Source organism: Lactiplantibacillus paraplantarum (genome assembly GCF_003641145.1).
GTDB classification, from domain to species: Bacteria; Bacillota; Bacilli; order Lactobacillales; family Lactobacillaceae; genus Lactiplantibacillus; species Lactiplantibacillus paraplantarum.
The window spans coordinates 1305260-1320559 of the sequence record NZ_CP032744.1 but is presented as its reverse complement, the minus strand read 5'-3'; the positions used below and the strand labels follow the sequence as shown (position 1 = coordinate 1320559).

General features: G+C 44.4%; 16 protein-coding genes and 1 other annotated feature. Of the genes, 5 read left to right on the top strand and 11 right to left on the bottom strand.

From position 1 onward, the window contains the following. Positions 1 to 180: 180 nt before the first annotated feature. The 3 genes from LP667_RS06320 to LP667_RS06305 all read left to right on the top strand — a co-directional run bounded on the left by LP667_RS06320 (position 181) and on the right by LP667_RS06305 (position 2586). Complete coding sequence (locus LP667_RS06320) at positions 181 to 672, top strand: hypothetical protein (protein WP_021731722.1); 492 nt, start codon at positions 181 to 183, stop codon at positions 670 to 672. Between the two features lie 3 nt (positions 673 to 675). Further along, the gene (locus LP667_RS06315) at positions 676 to 1989 is read left to right on the top strand and encodes a glycosyltransferase family 2 protein (RefSeq protein ID WP_021731723.1); all 1314 of its coding nucleotides are present in this window, start codon (positions 676 to 678) and stop codon (positions 1987 to 1989) included. Positions 1990 to 2262: 273 nt separating this feature from the next. Next, on the top strand, positions 2263 to 2586 hold the full coding sequence (locus LP667_RS06305) for a hypothetical protein (RefSeq protein ID WP_033609479.1): 324 nt from the start codon (positions 2263 to 2265) through the stop codon (positions 2584 to 2586). Positions 2587 to 2872: 286 nt separating this feature from the next. Here the strand turns inward: LP667_RS06305 and cuyB are convergent, their stop codons facing one another. Together cuyB and LP667_RS06295 are read right to left on the bottom strand one after the other, a co-directional pair. After that, positions 2873 to 3622, bottom strand: coding sequence for a cysteate racemase (gene cuyB / locus LP667_RS06300; protein WP_021731724.1), 750 nt, complete (start codon positions 3620 to 3622; stop codon positions 2873 to 2875). A gap of 395 nt (positions 3623 to 4017) precedes the next feature. Next, positions 4018 to 4365 (bottom strand): winged helix-turn-helix transcriptional regulator, encoded by a 348-nt coding sequence (locus tag LP667_RS06295; RefSeq protein WP_033609480.1) that lies wholly within the window; start codon positions 4363 to 4365, stop codon positions 4018 to 4020. A gap of 161 nt (positions 4366 to 4526) precedes the next feature. Between LP667_RS06295 and LP667_RS06290 the strand changes: the two genes are divergently transcribed. Together LP667_RS06290 and LP667_RS06285 are read left to right on the top strand one after the other, a co-directional pair. After that, entirely contained in the window at positions 4527 to 5594 is a 1068-nt protein-coding gene (locus tag LP667_RS06290) for a zinc-binding alcohol dehydrogenase family protein (RefSeq protein ID WP_021731726.1), read from the top strand. Positions 5595 to 6134: 540 nt separating this feature from the next. Continuing rightward, positions 6135 to 7397: a replication-associated recombination protein A gene (locus tag LP667_RS06285; RefSeq protein WP_021731727.1), complete on the top strand. Its 1263-nt coding sequence runs from the start codon at positions 6135 to 6137 to the stop codon at positions 7395 to 7397. A 170-nt stretch (positions 7398 to 7567) separates the two neighbouring features. On the opposite strand, the gene LP667_RS06280 is transcribed toward LP667_RS06285, so the two are convergent. The 9 genes from LP667_RS06280 to coaE form a co-directional block, all read right to left on the bottom strand. Further along, the gene (locus tag LP667_RS06280; RefSeq protein WP_021731728.1) at positions 7568 to 7879 is read right to left on the bottom strand and encodes a hypothetical protein; all 312 of its coding nucleotides are present in this window, start codon (positions 7877 to 7879) and stop codon (positions 7568 to 7570) included. Positions 7880 to 8134: 255 nt separating this feature from the next. Continuing rightward, positions 8135 to 8491, bottom strand: coding sequence for a 50S ribosomal protein L20 (rplT, locus tag LP667_RS06275; RefSeq protein ID WP_021731729.1), 357 nt, complete (start codon positions 8489 to 8491; stop codon positions 8135 to 8137). A 36-nt stretch (positions 8492 to 8527) separates the two neighbouring features. Then, positions 8528 to 8722 (bottom strand): 50S ribosomal protein L35, encoded by a 195-nt coding sequence (gene rpmI, locus LP667_RS06270; protein ID WP_003638526.1) that lies wholly within the window; start codon positions 8720 to 8722, stop codon positions 8528 to 8530. A 21-nt stretch (positions 8723 to 8743) separates the two neighbouring features. Beyond that, positions 8744 to 9244, bottom strand: coding sequence for a translation initiation factor IF-3 (gene infC, locus LP667_RS06265; protein WP_003640278.1), 501 nt, complete (start codon positions 9242 to 9244; stop codon positions 8744 to 8746). Between the two features lie 44 nt (positions 9245 to 9288). After that, positions 9289 to 9412, bottom strand: a sequence feature (ribosomal protein L20 leader region). 75 nt (positions 9413 to 9487) lie between these two features. After that, on the bottom strand, positions 9488 to 11452 hold the full coding sequence (gene thrS, locus LP667_RS06260) for a threonine--tRNA ligase (protein WP_056988310.1): 1965 nt from the start codon (positions 11450 to 11452) through the stop codon (positions 9488 to 9490). 331 nt (positions 11453 to 11783) lie between these two features. Then, a complete protein-coding gene (dnaI, locus tag LP667_RS06255) occupies positions 11784 to 12719 on the bottom strand; it encodes a primosomal protein DnaI (RefSeq protein WP_021731731.1) in 936 nt (311 codons plus the stop codon). 3 nt (positions 12720 to 12722) lie between these two features. After that, on the bottom strand, positions 12723 to 14126 hold the full coding sequence (locus LP667_RS06250) for a replication initiation and membrane attachment family protein (protein ID WP_021731732.1): 1404 nt from the start codon (positions 14124 to 14126) through the stop codon (positions 12723 to 12725). A gap of 21 nt (positions 14127 to 14147) precedes the next feature. Continuing rightward, the gene (nrdR, locus tag LP667_RS06245) at positions 14148 to 14663 is read right to left on the bottom strand and encodes a transcriptional regulator NrdR (RefSeq protein ID WP_003640274.1); all 516 of its coding nucleotides are present in this window, start codon (positions 14661 to 14663) and stop codon (positions 14148 to 14150) included. Positions 14664 to 14704: 41 nt separating this feature from the next. Beyond that, positions 14705 to 15298, bottom strand: coding sequence for a dephospho-CoA kinase (gene coaE, locus LP667_RS06240; protein ID WP_021731733.1), 594 nt, complete (start codon positions 15296 to 15298; stop codon positions 14705 to 14707). Positions 15299 to 15300 lie beyond the last annotated feature (2 nt).

Below are 15300 nucleotides of genomic sequence, written 5' to 3'. Positions count from 1 at the left end.
GGCCGTTGACACTTCAATTATGTAGCTATTGAGCTTAATGCTGACAAGCCGCCAACTGCCAAAACTGTATCTGACAGTTAATCACATTCCTACTCGTTAGTGCCAGCAACAATGCTGATTTGCGCACATTTCACTTACGGGTGTCATCCTAATCATAATCAACAGAATGGAGGTTATATTTTGGAAAAGACTGAAAAAAAGGACGTCATGCAACAATATGTGACCGACAAGTATTTCACTAAGGGACATTGGTGGACTAAGATTTGGCAGACCCTTGTTGCCATTATTGGCTGGATCTGTGTTGCAATTCCAGTCTACTGGACGATTTCTTCAACATTACTCGCGAACAATCCGCGCTTTATTCACGCTTGGAAGTACGAGGAAGGCAAGACTCTATTTTACTTTTTTGACCGTTTTTTCATTTTCGCGTTTATTTTAATTGCTATTATCGTGATTATCTCAACAATTCACAATAATCACCGGGTCAAGCAACACATTAGTAAGGAACGCCAATATGACGAAGAACAACTCGCCATTCGCAAGCGGCGTTTAAATAATTTTTATACGACGCGCTTTGGTCAAGAAACTTTCCGCCAACATGTTAAACATTACACGGTTGATCCTGAACAAAATCTTGACGTTCACGAAATTCACAAATTGTACGAGGACTAAGCTATGGAAATAATGCAAACATTAAAACCTTTTGAAAGCATCTGGAACTTTGTCCTGCTACTACTAGTTTCCTACCCGATTTTAGGGGCATTTGCCTGGTTTGTCGGGGTCTTATGTTACCAATTAATCTATCGGCACCGGCATACCGACGATGTCGAATTCAAGGAACTAGCACCCGCAGAACAACCTTTGATCACCATCATGATTCCTGCCCACAATGAAGAAGTCATGATCGAACACACGATTGATTACTTAATGACAAGTTTGAATTACACGAATTACGAGGTATTGGTTACCGATGACGGATCAACGGATAAAACCCCTGAAATTTTAGCACGTTTGCAAGATAAATATGCCAAGTTACGGGTCGTCACTATTCGTAAAAACCAAGGCAAAGCCCACGCTTTTAACGTTGGCGTCGGCTTTGCCCGGGGTGAATTCATTTTAAGCAACGATGCCGATTCAATTCCCGAACCCGATGCACTTTGGAAATACATGAGTTACTTCATGGGTGAGGAACATGCGAATACGGCGGCCGTTACTGCTAATATGGATGTTCAAAACCGTAGCACGATTATCGCCAAATCCCAGACGGTAGAATTTTCTAGTATCGTTGGGGTGATCAAGCGTAGTCAGGTCAGCGCCCTCGGTAACATGTACGCCTACAGTGGCGCCAACACCATGTATCGACGCGATGCCTTGATCGATGTTGGTTTGTTCCGTCAAGACCGTGCTACTGAAGACATTAGTATCGCTTGGGACCACCAGTTAAACGGTTGGACGACCGTTTTCTCACCTGATATTCTGTTCTACATGAACGTTCCTGAAACTTTAAAAGCCCTCTACCACCAACGTAAGCGTTGGGCTAAGGGTGGTACCGAAGTCTTATTGACCAACTTCAGACGAGTCATGAGTCACCCAGGCAAATATTTAAAGCAATGGGCGTTCATTACGGACCAGACGTTAAGTATTATTTGGTCCTTGTTCTTCTTCGTTTCTACTCTAATCTTTTTGTTCTCATTGATTAGTTTCTTCTTTACCGGTAACTACGAGCGGGTCTACCATATGTTTTGTATGGCCTTTATCTTTGTCACCTTCGAAATGTTTGCTGGACTACTACAACTGCTCTCGGCGTTGATTGTGGATGACCGTGGTAAGAAATTTAAATACTTAATTTTCATGCCACTTTACATGCTGGTCTACTGGCAAGTGAATGCCCTTGCCCTAGTCATGACACTGATTCCAGCCGTTAAAACCATTCTTGGTTATGGTAGCGGAACGTGGGTCAGCCCGGTTCGGAAACATCATATGGAATGATTTACAATACCCCAAATACAAAGCGAGCCTTCAGTTGAGGACTCGCTTTGTATTTGGGTAAAAGTAGCAACAAATATTATAGAATCCGAAGATAAATTTAATTGTGCTAGTTATTATTGGGTATGAATCATGATTAAAACATGCCGTTCGCTAAAATCAAGAACAGCCAGCTTAGACTCGCTGGAAAAGGTTCGATTTAGCGTAAACTTGCTTGGTTAGTTCGCCCTACGCTGACTTCCAAGCATTTCTGCCAATTGTTGGAACGTGGTGGACATGAAGTGCCCTACAATTGTTAGACACATTCACGGCCGAAACGCTCCATTCCCTGCACATACGGGCGATCCATATTTCAATAAAGAATCTGGTCAGCCTTTAATCGCACTGTTGGACGCAAATCTGGCTGGGCCTGTTGAACCATTTGCAACATATATTGAAGACGTTACCAGCTATAAAATTTATATTGAAAAAGGTGAAAAAATGTTTGAACTACTCGAGGCCATTATTAACATCATCAAATATCTTGGAATGGCAATTGTATTCGGATTTTTAGCGTATGCTCTAATTTATATAATGATCGGCGTATTTACGATGAATTAGATCCACTACTTTCCATAACATAAAATGAAATTTTCAGTATCAAACCAACTTGCTTGAATTTGTTTTCTAGCCTACCTATTTCGTTTTATATTTTAATTCAGCTTGATTATCGCAACATTTCCTTCAATTTTTACGTCATCAGTCAATCAAATTGGACTACCGATTCATGATCACAATCTAGCAGCCTAAATAGCCACCTTCGCTAATTAAAGATTAATTAACGAGGATGGCTATTTAGGCTGCTATAAACTTGCTGATAACATCACTGCCGACTACCTGTACACCTCTAGTAACCATTCATTGACTGTTGCCGCTGAAGTATCATTGTTGGCTTAGCGGCCTGTGCACATTGGACTGTTACTCTGGCCAATTCATACTGTGCATCAATAACCCGTTCAGACCCATACGGCACAGCATCTTGAGCCACTGACAATTCTGTGCAGCCAAGAATGACAGCATCACAATCGGCGGCGTTCAATAGTTGGTCAATTAATCCATGGAATTTGACCCGATCCACATAGTCATGCTGCTTGATATCTTCATAAATTAAAGCCATTACTTGAGCTTGCTGCTGCTCAGTTGGCACAACCGGCATATGACCATTAGATCGAATGAGTTGCTGATAAAGTTGTGACTTCAGTGTTCCCGTCGTCGCCAAGATACCGATTCGTAACGGTCGCGGTTGCTGCAATTGACAAGCCGCTTCGACTGCAAGTGCTGGCATATTTAAAATCGGCACGTTGGTAATCGCTGTTAACGCCGGTATAAAATAATGCGCCGTGTTACACGTCATCACGATAAACTTAGCCCCTAACCGATTAAGTAACCGCACGTCCGCTTTCAATGATGGTAGTGGGTTCGTACAATTATGATCCAAAATATAGGCAGTACGGTCAGGGATCTGCGCATCATTTAAAACCACATAATTCAAATAATCTTGATCACGATGCGTGACAGTCAGCCGATTAACGGTATGCACAAAATCCTCGGTTGCCATCGTTCCCATCCCACCAATGATTCCAAAACAATTTTCCATAACAGCACCCCCATTTAGCAGACAAAAACTAATTGAGACTTACACCCCCAGCAATAACTGATATAACGAATCGTGTTTAGTTAGGTTGTTGCTTATTATCTAACAAGAGTTCAACTACAAGCAACTAATTTGCAATCTGTCCCCAACTTAATACGGTATCATTGCTTACCACTACGATTATTTTTTATTTCATTATTACTCAGCAAACACTTTTCAGGCTAAATAAGGGGCAATTCACACATTGATCTAATGTTACCAGTTTGCCACCTCACCAAAAAGGTAAATGTAAACAAATAACTGGGCTTACTAAGAATCACATCGATTCTTAGTAAGCCCAGTTCAATAATCATTATCAAAATTTTCTGCATGCAATGTGGACCACCCTCAAATTACTATTAACTAATGATATTCCCGTTAACTGAATTATACTGCCGCCCCCATGCTTCCATGGCCATAATTACTGGTTTCAAGGTCTGACCAAATGGCGTGACCCAGTACTCCGTTTTCGGTGGCACGACCGGGTAAACGCGCTTCGCAATCACGCCATCTTGGAGCATTTCCTGTAGTTGGCGTGCCAACATTCGTCGTGAACATCCTGGTAGTCGCTTTTGCAAGGTGCTAAAACGACACGTGCCAGTTGTTAATAAATGGTATAAAATAACACTTTTCCACTTACCCGCAATGACTTGCAAGGTACTTTCAACTGGACAGCCTGCCGCACAATCGTATATTTGTCGTTGCATTATCTCGCCCCACTCCAATTAAGCGCTTTGATTGTAGCACAATTTCTCCGACTAAATCGGACTTGCACGTTACAAAACCGTCCCTATGTGACAATTAATTCACGTCTTGTACATCATTAGTCGACAACCTATAGTAATGTCATGAAAGGAGTTCGATTATTATGCATGCAATTGGTTTTACCGATCACTTACCTATTGAAAATCCTGCTAGTTTACAAGACGTGACAATCACCAAACCCACTCCCCACGGCCATGACATACTTGTTCAAATTCAAGCCGTCGCTGTCAACCCAGTCGACGTCGGCGTTCGCAAAGCAGGGCATGAACACCTCACGCGACCCAAGATTCTCGGTTGGGATGCAACTGGTATCGTGACCGCCGTTGGAAAGGCCGTGACACTCTTTCAACCTGGTGATTGGGTCTTTTATGCTGGCTCATTCAACCGTCCTGGCTGTGACAGCGCTTATCACCTTGTTGACGAACGACTTGTCGGACATGCACCAAAAACTTTAACTCCCGCCGCCTGTGCCGCCATGCCACTTACCTCGCTGACCGCATACGAAGCATTATTTGAGCAACTTCATATTTCGTTTGACCCAGCTAAACCCAATTCCCAAAAACACAATCAGACGATCCTCATTATCAATGGTGCTGGTGGCGTCGGTTCAATTGCCACTCAGCTAGCCAAATTGACGGGACTCACGGTTATTAGTAGTGCTTCACGACCTGAAAGTATCACCTGGACGCAGCAACACGGCGCCGATTTAGTCGTCAATCATCGTCATGATTTGGTTCGTGAGGTACATGCTTTGGGTATTAAAGATGTCGACTATATACTCGGATTAAGCGATCTTAACAGCCACTGGGATGAGATGTGCGCGCTCATTAAACCCGGTGGCCACATCGCGTCAATTACTGAAAATCGGCGCCCAATTGACCTTAAAAAACTAACTAAAAAACGCAGGACGTTTGCATGGGAATGGATGTACTCAAAGTCCTACTACCACACGGCCGACATGATTAGTCAGCACTACATCCTAGACACAATCGCGAATTTGCTTGACCACGACTTACTTAAAAGTACGCTATCGCAGACACTACAGCCGATTAACGCGCTCAACTTGCGGCAGGCCCATCAACTTATCGAGCAGCGTCATATGATTGGTAAGGTAGTTATTGAAGGATGGAATGATTTGACGCCATATTGCGGCTCAGGTAATCTACTTTAAATAGCCAAATACGTTGCCATTTTCTGCTTCGTGGTGCTTACACATGATGTTTCACTCCAATGGAGAGATTATTGATATTCTTGGCATCATACCTTATAGTCAAAGTAGCGATGAAGTTGCAAGTTAACTAAAATTCGCTGTTTGGTTATTTTGGATTGTTGATTTAATGGGGTTTGTTTAGTCTGTTCCCCGTGTATGCGGGGGTGATCCCGTCATACCAGCCCTTAGCGCACATCAATTTCCCTGTTTCCCGTGTATGCGGGGGTGATTCTAAGTTGTTAAACTTCCCACGCTGAAGCTACGCTGTCCCTAAAATAATAGCGGCCTTTCTCATTCATCGACAAGCATCAAAACTGAAAGCAATAATCCATCGAACCGCCACCTACCACCAAGAAGACAAACCTATGGTATCAAATTCGCTTACTCCAGCACCGATTGTCGTTAAAACTGCCAAACTTTCTTTTTAAGTTTCCAAAATATTAGTGCTATGATAATAGCATAATTTTGACTAAATTTTTTTAATCGGAAAGGACTTTGAAATTGGCATTTAAAACACCGTTGGCTGATCAAATGCGGCCACAATCATTGGATCAGATGGTCGGACAACAGGACTTGTTGAAGTCGGGCCAGCCACTGCGCCAGATTATTGATCAACACGTTAATATCCCCCTCATTCTGTGGGGGCCGCCGGGAACCGGCAAAACCAGTTTGGCACAAATCATTGCCAGCCAAGACGACTATCCCTTCGTAGCTTTTAATGCTTCGACTGAGAACAAAGCACAGCTCACTAAAGCCATCGCACAATACCCCAATCAATCGTTTGTGCTACTGATTGACGAAATTCATCGCATGACTAAAACATTGCAGGATTTTTTATTGCCTTATTTAGAAAACGGTCACGTCATGCTAATTGGGTCAACAACCGAAAATCCAATTATGTCAATTGTTCCGGCCATTCGCTCGCGCTGCCAAATCTTTGAATTTCAACCATTGAGCGATACAGACATCGAAATTGCTTTACGCCGCGCAGTAACCGATATTTACGAGCTAACTGACGATCAGGTTGACACCCAAGCCCTTAATCTGATCGCTATTTCGGCTGATGGTGATCTACGAATTGCTTTAAACATCTTGGAAACACTCCACGCAACTGATCAGCATCAAATCACCGTCGCAGCGGTCCAAAACTTTGCAAAACAACAACATTTTAGCTACGACCGTAAGGCAACTAAGCATTATGATTATTTGTCAGCTTACTCGGATTCAATGGCCGGCTCAGATACCGACGCGGCACTCTACTACTTAACGATCTTGTTAAAAAATGATGATTTACCCTCAGTAGTTCGCCGACTACGTGAAATTCCATACACTTATATCGGCTTGGCTAACCCGGAACAGGTCACACAGATCGTTGTTGCTGCTAACCAAGCTGAAAAAATCGGCATGCCCAAAGCAAAATACCCACTAATGTTTGCCACCATGCTGATGTGCATCTCACCCAAGTCCGGTTCGTTTGACCAATCATGGGAAAAGCTAGATCAGGATACCCAAAATCCGAGCCAGCACCCCATGCCCCGTGGATTGCGCGATATGCACTACAAACACTCCGAGGAAATTACAGGTGGTGGTTTGATCAACAATCCATTCCAGATGCCACATCAGATTGCCCAACAAAACTATATGCCTAAAGGATTAGCTGGCCGGCGCTATTACTTCCCTAAAGATAATGAAAACGAACGTAAACTCGGTGCACAGTACTTAAAACTACATCGTTTTATTTATGACGAAGATTATCATGAATAGCCAATAGCTGGCTTGACCGATCAGAAATCACGCTCGCTTTCCGCAAATCAGGATCGTGCACCAAATGACCCCCACTCACTCCGTTATCCACGTAATCTCCAAACAGCACCAAAAATGGACTCAGTCAAATGACCAAGTCCATTCTTTTGTTTAATATCATCTTTTATGAATCAGTGCACACCGGAGACCAAGTCAATTCGCATCACACTATTATGCCAAAGTTCTTGGGCCGTATAAACATCTTTTTCAAACAACACGACGGTGCCATCCGGTTCAATCCGAGCATTGGCTCCCAACCATTCCCAAGATGGCATTAGCCACAAGTTGCGCCGCTTCCCCTTACCTTTTTTGGGTGACCACGCAGAAATGTAGTCGTCAATGAAATGCGTGCGTAGATATCGAAACTCCCCATTATCAAATTCAATCTGCAAGATATTGGCACCCATCCAGACTTTAACTGCTTTAGGTAAAACCGTTGCCATGATGACACCCCTTCTCCAAAGCTTCCTAGCCAGCCAAACAATTAATCAGCGTATAAGTATCCGCTTACATTATTACTATATCACAACGGAGTGCTAAATCAATTTCACCATTCAGTAAGGTCAGTAACATGCCGAACCAACTTAACCCGGATATCGTGTATTCATCAGTAAATCGGCAAGATAAAAAAAGATCGCCACCCATTCAGGATGACGATCTTTCAAACATTAGAGCCAACGCCCTAATTAAGTTTTAAATTAAGCAAGCGCCTTTTTAGCAGTGTCAACCAATGCCTTGAAAGCATCCGCATCGTTAACAGCTAAATCAGCTAACATCTTACGGTTAACGTCAACGTTAGCTAACTTCAAACCGTGCATTAATTGGCTGTAGCTGATATCGTTGATCCGGGCTGCCGCGTTGATCCGGGCAATCCAAAGACGACGGAAGTCACTCTTACGCCGGCGACGATCGCGGAAGGCGTATTCGTATGACTTCATTACTTGGTCCTTAGCAACCTTAAATTGGATATGCTTAGCACCACGGTAACCTTTAGCTAATTTTAAAATCCGTTTGCGACGTTTACGTGTTACAGTTCCACCTTTTACTCGAGCCATGTTATTTCCTCCTAGATTTAACTAAAACGTTGTGAATTATTTTTGTAATAACTTGTGGTATGTCTTGACCATTGGCTTTTCAATAATAGCCGTACCACGTAATTGGCGACGTTGTTTCTTAGTCTTACCATGGAAACGATGACTAGTAAAAGCGTTGGCGCTCTTAATCTTACCCTTAGCAGTTACCTTGAAACGCTTTGCAGCAGCGCGGTTTGTCTTTTGTTTTGGCATAATCAATAATCCTCCTAGAAATTACTTGTCTGTTTTTGGTGCTAGCACTAGGAACATGCTACGGCCGTCCATCTTAGGATAGGCTTCGACCGTTGAAAATTCCTTAGTAGCTTCGATCATTCGATTTAAGACTTGGCGACCAATATCCTTATGGGTAATAGCGCGGCCCTTAAACCGGATGGAGACGCGAACCTTGTCACCTTTTGACAAGAACTTTTCAGCGTGTTTCAGCTTCGTGTTAAAGTCATTGGTGTCGATAGCTGGGCTCAAGCGGACCTCTTTAATGCTGACCACTTTTTGCTTCTTACGGGCTTCCCGATCCTTCTTCTGTTGCTCGAAACGGTACTTCCCATAATCCATAATTCTGGCAACGGGTGGTTTCGCTTTCGGCGCAACCAATACTAGATCTAAACTAGCGTCTTCAGCAATCTGCATTGCTTCTTGTCGTGACTTGACACCTAATTGTTCACCATCGCTGGCGATCAAACGTACTTCGCGAGCACGGATGCCGTCATTAACCATTGAATCCTTAGCTATGGTAATTCACCTCCGAAAAATTTTAGAGAAATTCACAAAAAGAGCGGGCACATAATACGCCCGCTCAACCCCGTTAATGGGAATCAATTCATCGTTCATCTGCCCGATAACGTTAGTCACCAAGGCGAGAAGCGGGTGCTTCTGCTTTTTTTCTCAACTCCAATATATTAACAAGAACAACGGCCCTTGTCAACCCATCAATCTTAATTGATCGGATTGGTCGTTAATTTATTTGCTAGCACCACGACTGTAATGCTTGATTTCCTGCGTAATGGCACCAATGAACATGTCAACGGCTTCGGATTCAGTCCGTTCTTCACCGTACTTCCGAACTGAAACACTCCCGTTAGCAACTTCTTGGTCACCGACAACTAACAAGTATGGGACCTTCTTCGTTTGTGATTCGCGAATCTTGTAACCCATCTTTTCGTTACGATCATCGATACTTACCCGCACACCTTCAGCCGCCAAACGACGACGAACGGTTTCAGCATAGGCACCGTGTGCACCATTGTTAACTGGGATGATCGTTACTTGTTTAGGCGCTAACCAAGTTGGGAAGGCACCCTTGTAAATTTCAGTCAAGTAAGCGACGAACCGTTCCATAGTTGAAACCAGGCCACGGTGAATCATCACTGGACGATGTTCTTCACCATCAGCACCAACGTACTTCAGGTCAAAGCGTTCTGGTAACAAGAAATCCAATTGGATAGTTGATAAGGTTTCTTCACCACCAAGGGCCGTCTTAGTTTGAACATCTAACTTAGGACCGTAGAAAGCAGCTTCACCTTCAGCTTCGAAGTAATCCAAGCCCATATCATCCATAGCGGACTTCAACATCTTTTGACTGCGTTCCCACATGGCATCATCATCGAAGTACTTTTCCTTGTTTTCAGGATCACGGTAACTCAAACGGAACCGGTAATCAGAAATATCAAAGTCTTCGTATACTTCAACCATCAAGCTCAGAATCTTCTTGAATTCTTCTTCGATTTGATCCATCGCAACGAAAGTATGACCATCATTCAAAGTCATTTCACGAACCCGTGATAATCCAGTTAAGGCGCCAGACTTTTCGTAACGGTGCATCATCCCAAGTTCAGCGATCCGCAATGGTAATTCACGGTATGAGCGAATGTGATGATTGTAAATCTGGATATGTGATGGGCAGTTCATTGGCCGTAATTCCAATTGTTCGCCGTCACCCATGTCCATTGGTGGGAACATGTCCTCACGGTAGTGTTCCCAGTGACCAGATTGCTTGTAAACGTCCAAGTTAGCTAAGACTGGCGTGTACACATGTTGGTAACCATTTGCGACTTCCTTATCGATAATGTAACGTTCGATTTGACGACGAATCGTTGCACCATTTGGCATCCAATAAGGCAAGCCATTGCCGACCTTAGGATCAACGAAGAATAAGTCTAATTCGTTACCAATGACCCGGTGATCACGTTCGCGGGCTTCTTGACGCCGCTTGAGGTCAGCATCTAAATCTTTTTGCTTTAAGAAGGCCGTCCCATAAATCCGTTGTAACATTGGATTGCTGGACTTACCTTGCCAGTATGCCCCAGCAACGGACAATAACTTGAAGACTTTGACTTTCCCAGTAGAGGCTAACTGGGCACCGTCAGATAAATCAACGAAGTCCCCTTGCTTGTAAACAACGACTTGATCGTTGTTGGCAGCGGCCCGTTCGTTAACTAAGTCTTGTTGGTAAGGGTTGTCACCAACTAAAGCTAAAGCATCGGCCTTTGATAAGACTTCGCGTTCGATTGGTAAATCTTGCTTGATAATTGCAGCCATCTTATCACTGATGGCTTCCAAATCATCTTCACTGACTTGTTTACCATCTTCGTCAGGATTGTCGGTATCAAAGAAGAAACCGTTGGCATTCCCTTCACCACTCCCAAAATGAATGTTAGGGAATAGTTGCTTAACGGCGTTAGCTAATACTTGGGCAGCCGTTTGCCGTAAAACGTTGAGGCCGTCTTCGCTATCAGCAGCGATAATTTCGATACTACCATCGGTTGTCAGTGGTTGGCGGTAGTCCACGATCTGATCGTTGAACTTACCAGCAACCGACCGTTTAGCCAATGAAGGACTAATTGACTTTGCAATTGCTTCCGTCGTTACGCCGGCATCAAATTGCTTTTCAGCACCATCTGGGAACTTAACATTAATACTTGCCATATACTTGACACTCTCCTTAAAATTTACCCACTCACCAAAACACCGCGCCGGGACGACAAAAAGTCCCTAATGCCAGACTGAACTAGCATTAGGGACGTCATTGACGTGGTTCCACCCGATTTTTCAGCGTCATCAAAGACACTGACTCATTAGCGCTAATAACGGAAGCGTTCCGGCTCAATTGAGCATATTCACAAAAGTGGTATCTTCGTATATCCGGTCCAAGACTTCCAGAACAAGGTCTTGGTCTCTGTAATCCATGGTAAACAAAGCGTGTCTTTTGCATCTGTTTTCATTAAACCACTTTTAAACTAAAAGTCAACTATTGATTTTAAGCATCGGGATTGAGTCGTCGATTACGACCGACCATCTCAATCTCACTCGCAAGGTAACGTACCCGTTGCATGATTCGCTGCGCTTTGACTGGTTCTTCGTCACCCTTTTGTGAGAGTGTTAAGTAACCATCTTGCAATTCTTGCATCGAAAAATTGGACGAGAAACAAGTTGGCAATTCCTCTTGCATTCGATACTCCAGAATAACTCCGAGCACATCGTCACGAATCCAGGTCGACGAGGAATCGGCCCCGATATCATCAATCATGAGAATTGGGGCCCGTTTAATCGCATCGACCTTATCTGCCGACGTATTATTGCTAATCGAGCGCTTCATCTCGACCGCAAAACTCGGAAAATGAATCAAGGTCGTATTGAAACCCTTAGCAGCCAACGCGTTCGCCATCCCACCAAGTAAATAAGTCTTACCGACACCAAATGATCCGTAGAGATATAAGCCCCGGTGAAAACGCTTGGGCGCTTGGGTATAGGCATCAATAAAATCAAGTGCTGCCATTAATGCTGTCGCCCGGTCACCATCTTGATCGTACGTCTTCAAGTCTGCCGTCTGAATGTTTTTCGGCATACTAATCGAGCGAACTCGTTGCTGTAATTCATGAGCAGCTTGTTGCTTTTGAAGTTGTGGTGTTGGCTGATAAGCAATGTCAATCAAATGATTACTCATCACTAATGCAGGCTGATACCCCGGTGCTTGTGTCGGTTCATGCCGCGCAATTTTACGTTTCTCTTCACAAAATTCATATAATTTAGCCGCTGAACGTTCTAGCGCATCCGAAGATAATTCGTTTTGATGAGCGGCTAAAAACTGACGAACATCTGGATCTTGGTACACAGCTGTCATTAACGCCTCATACCGATGATTCAAGTTTTTCCGATTCATTAACGTCCGGAGTGTTTCTGAGATATTCTCCATGTTTTAGTCCTCCTTTTCCGAATTTGTCTCAAGCTTTGCTAGTCGATCAGCAAGCTGTTTGCGTTGGGCAGCAGTGATTTGTTTGCCGGTCTGAGCTGGTTGCTTACCACGCTCAGTCTGTTGCTGTTGTTGGGCCCACCTTGGCATAATCTCCTTACGCGTCGGTCGATTGTTCTTGCGCCGTGTCGGTGTTGATTTCGGCTGTTTACGTTGCCTCAAGTATATCAAAGCTGCTTCCGGCGTCGTAATGCCGTGCTGTTGCCAATCATTAGCAACGGTTTCTAGCAGATTACGATTAAGGGCAGCTAACTCCCGATTTTGTAACAAATAGTAGATCACCATGTTGATGACAGCATTAGGCAATACGCCCCGACCAATCAAATCATGGACCAATCGATTCTCACCACTCGTTACAAAACCATGCTTTTCTTGCTTCAAGGCTGTCAAGAACTCATACGGTGCCACTTGTTTGGCATACGTCACGAGTTGCTGCTCAGCCGTTGAGAGTTGCGCTGAAGTCTTGGTATCCTTAATGGCCGAGGTTGCAACCGATACTTCCGTTGCGACTTGTTGACTCGGAACTGCCGGCCGTTCATAGCGCCGCGCAATTAATAGTTTCAATTGATTTTCATCAAACTGACCCGTTGTCAAACTAGCCACTTCGCTGATTAACTTGGCCATCTCAATCTCACTGATGCCGTAGACCCGACTTTCCGTAATGATCAGTTGCCGTGAACTCGCAACCTGTTTGAGATCAACATAGTTCTGCTTCAAGATTTGCCCTAACAGTTGCCAGTCAAAGTCATCGTCACTGAGCACGGGCGAATGGTCTTCGGCCGGTTCATTAGCCGCCAGTTGGGCACGAACTTTTTGCACTGAAAGCGGTGGTGTCGTGACTTTTTGACTATCAACATGAAAGACATCTAAGATATTTGCCGTCACATCTTTAGCAGCCGTCAAATCAATCGGCTGCGCTGAAAAGTCACTGGCAAGTTGCTGATAGCGTAATTCACCAACCGTGTCTAACAATAGGACGCTCAATAAATCATCCGCAAAAAACTGCAACGCCAGTAATGGTGCTTGTAACTGATAAATGTACACAACACCCAATTCGTCTTGCTGATAATAGCTGCGCAACAAGCCAGTTGCTTCTAGCTTGCGCCGAGCCGCTAACACCGCCGGCAAATCAACATTTAAAATACCGAGAAGTTCCGCGTGGCTGCGCCGATTACTTAGTTCATTCTCACTACTCTGCAAGCTGCGTAACGCCGCGTACAAGCTATATGCCAACGGTCCCATCAACGGCAAGTATAATTCCGCCAATACAGCTTGTTGTGCCGCACTGAGCGCTGGTGCTTGCGGGACCACTAATCCAGTCTTGGGCGTTAAGGGTTTATCATTTGGCATGTTGTTCACCATTCTTTTTCACTAATCTTTTTTTCGTTTAGGTGCGTGGGTCGTCTTCGCTGACGGTTTTGCCAGTTTGACCTTATCACGCTCCATCATATCTTGGAGTTCATTCAAGAAGACGTGCATATCCTTGAATTGCCGATAGACACTAGCAAAACGAATGTACGAAATTTCGTCAATATCCGCCAGCTGCTCCATGACGTACTCGCCGATAACTTGGCTCGAAATTTCATTTTCACCCAGTGACCGGACCTTATTTTCAACATCATCAACGACTCCAGTCATGGTTTCCATGCTAACGGGCCGTTTCTCGGCCGAGCGAATAATTCCGCGCAAGACTTTTTCACGATTGAATTCTTCGCGGGCACCATTTTTCTTAATGACTAATAACGGCGTGGCTTCGACCCGTTCAAATGTTGTGAACCGGAACCCGCAGTTTTCGCATTCCCGCCGTCGTCGAATTACGCGACCATCATCAGTTGGTCGACTGTCAACCACGCGGGAGCCATTATGATGACAATGTGGACATTGCATAGACTTCTCACCCCTTGTAACAACTAATAATCAGTTTTTATTTAATTAGTAATAGTTTTCAGCCATTTTAACACGGCAGCTTCAGTTTTATCAATGTTAGCCCCGTTATCAATGACCACGTCGGCTTGGGCGACCTTCTGTGCCAGTGGCATCTGGCTGTCAATTCGCGCTTGGGCCGCCTGTTGTGATAAGTGGTTACGGGCCATTAACCGCTGCAATACCACGGTCGGTGGTGCTGTTACGACCAGCACCTGATCACAAATGTGCTGCCAGCCACTTTCAAACAACAATGGAATATCCAAAATAATTGCGGCCGGTTGGTGCTGATTTGCTGCCACGATTGCTTCGAACATCGCGTATTGAATCGGCAACCGTGTTATTGCGGTTAACGCTTGTAAAGCTTGTGGATCATTGAACACCAACTGCCCGAGCCATGGTCGATTCAGCTGACCGTCTGCTAGTACTGCTTGTTGTCCAAAATACGCCGCAATCTTTTGGGTCGTCGGTTGGCCGGGCCCTTCAACTTGCCACGCGATTTTATCAGCATCAACGATTGGCAACTTGGCCGCTAATAATTTTGAAACGGTCGACTTGCCAGTCGCAATGCCACCAGTCAATCCAATCAATTTTGTCATCC